This is a genomic window from Ruminococcus sp. RTP21204st1_B2_RTP21204_210225 (genome assembly GCF_040914135.1).
GTDB lineage: Bacteria > Bacillota > Clostridia > Oscillospirales > Ruminococcaceae > Hominimerdicola > Hominimerdicola aceti.
The window spans coordinates 1-1,907 of the sequence record NZ_JBCPGA010000107.1 but is presented as its reverse complement, the minus strand read 5'-3'; the positions used below and the strand labels follow the sequence as shown (position 1 = coordinate 1,907).

The following is a 1,907-nucleotide window of genomic DNA, read 5'->3' as shown; positions in this document are numbered from 1 at the left end:
GCGGTTTGACCATTTGGATATGAGCGAAAGCTTTTTATATCATATTTTTTATTTGTTGATGTATCAATATAATCTGCACCACCGTTTGTTACTAAGTTTTGTTATAATACAACATATTTCCATCTCTTATCCAAACAACTGTTGAAATAGTTCTTGTATATTTAAAATGATTCTTACTGTCTGAGCCTTCGTGGTTTGGATCAATCTTACATTGCGGACAGCAATACCCGAAATTGATTATTGATATGCTCTATTTCATTGTACTGGGTGCTGGTTAAAATCTATTGCAAAACATATCTGTGATTTCCCCTGTATCCATATCTATTATCAAGTATCTTCCTAAAGTATCAACGACTGTCAACCCTTTGGTTATTGTGATGCCCACATACGGAAGCTGTTTTTGACCAATAAATTTGCTGTCAGGCTTTTTGATTTTCCACAACTTGTGAAGTTCATTATCAAAGCAATAAACTAAGTTATAGTCGTCGCCTGTGAAGTCCTCAAGTATAATCAGATACTCTGACATAACGATATAATCTATTATTTTTCTTTTCATAGTTACCGACTTATCGTTATATGTGAGAATGTTATTCATAATGGATACTTTCAAAAAAACATCTCCTTATATTTTTCTTTTATTGTAAAACCATTCAGCTTTCTCTTGACCCAAAAGGTTATACTGTTGCGCTCCCGAATCACCGTCAAACAATGCATTTGGAATATGCTGGGCTTTTGATTCGTTTATTTTAGTGTAAATATCTTGCCATGCTCTATACCATTCTTTTCCGTCAACAATCATATACTTACTGAAGTGTGTAGTCTCCACACTTACAGTTGAATTCTCCTCGTCAAGAATGGTATCCAGCTCAACAAAATTGTCATTTTCTTCATCATACCATAAAAACAGTAGGTTGTCAAACTCAGTATCACCAAGCTTAGACTTATCGATCACATAAGTAAGCGTAGCCTTATCGAACTTCGAAGTCGTTTCGATCTCAAAAGGCTCACCGATCAAACCCACTGACCGTCACATTGATATATTCATTTCTTCTTCCTCAGTTTGTTCCGATCCTTCTCTGATAACGTGAAAATCGTCCACGCCTGGGATAACTCCGAGCGTTCTCCCATTATCAAAGATACAATGCAGAGTGCCGGCGTCATCAACGTGATCGACCATGTCAAGAGTACCGGACTCAACAGGGAAAGGATCATCATTCATTCTGTCAAGGCAGATGCGAGTTCCTTCGGGATATCTCTGTCGCAGCCTTTCAACGTTTTCTTTATTGTAATACATTTCACATTCCTCCTGTCAAATTTATTTTCTCATCTGTTAATACAGCCTCTGCCACATTAGGATCACCACCTCTCTTAAAAAACAAAAAAGCCGATCCTATTGGTTTCTCTGTTTTAAGAGATACCAACAAAATCGGCAGATCCAATAAATTTGTATTGAAAACTTTGTGAAAGTTTTTTATATACAAATCGGCAGGCTTAGAGCAAAATATGCTCATAACTTGCCGGAATGCTTGACAATATTCAATTGTTGAGGGTTCAGATCCTTTTTTAACGAAAAAGCATCTACGGTTTTACACCTGAAAATTTCGCTCTCAAAACGCAAAAAAAGCTCGTAAATACGAGCTTTTCGAGGTGTGCATCTATTTTATTGCACAAGTATGTGTTGCTACTATAAAATAGATGACAATAAAAATGCCAATTTGACGTCATCTATCAAGCGGTCTTATCCTACCGAGTCAGCTGTCGTTTTATATATTCCTTCCCCTCACAATCAACAAAATCCTTGGCAAACTGTTCCGCCTCCGCAAAGCTGTTCTCCAGTATCTCAAACCCCACAGCCGCAGAAAAGCTGTCGATCTCAACACGTTCGGTCTCGTCTGCGAAAACCTGTA

General features: G+C 37.4%; 3 protein-coding genes. All 3 read right to left on the bottom strand.

Annotated features, from left to right (window positions below):
• Positions 1-274: 274 nt before the first annotated feature.
• From AB5123_RS14260 to AB5123_RS14250, 3 genes are read right to left on the bottom strand one after another with little or no spacing between them, the layout of a single operon-like run.
• Positions 275-610, bottom strand: coding sequence for a hypothetical protein (locus tag AB5123_RS14260; RefSeq protein ID WP_038670390.1), 336 nt, complete (start codon positions 608-610; stop codon positions 275-277).
• 12 nt (positions 611-622) lie between these two features.
• Entirely contained in the window at positions 623-1,021 is a 399-nt protein-coding gene (locus AB5123_RS14255; RefSeq protein WP_368364993.1) for a hypothetical protein, read from the bottom strand.
• 6 nt (positions 1,022-1,027) lie between these two features.
• Positions 1,028-1,294 carry a DUF4314 domain-containing protein gene (locus AB5123_RS14250; protein WP_038670394.1) on the bottom strand — a complete coding sequence of 89 codons (267 nt, stop codon included), beginning with the start codon at positions 1,292-1,294 and terminating at the stop codon, positions 1,028-1,030.
• Between the last annotated feature and the right edge of the window lie 613 nt (positions 1,295-1,907).

Bases quoted from the DNA above. Each gene is read 5' to 3' on its own strand.
- AB5123_RS14250 (WP_038670394.1), bottom strand. From the start codon at position 1,294: ATGTATTACAATAAAGAAAACGTTGAAAGGCTGCGACAGAGATATCCC.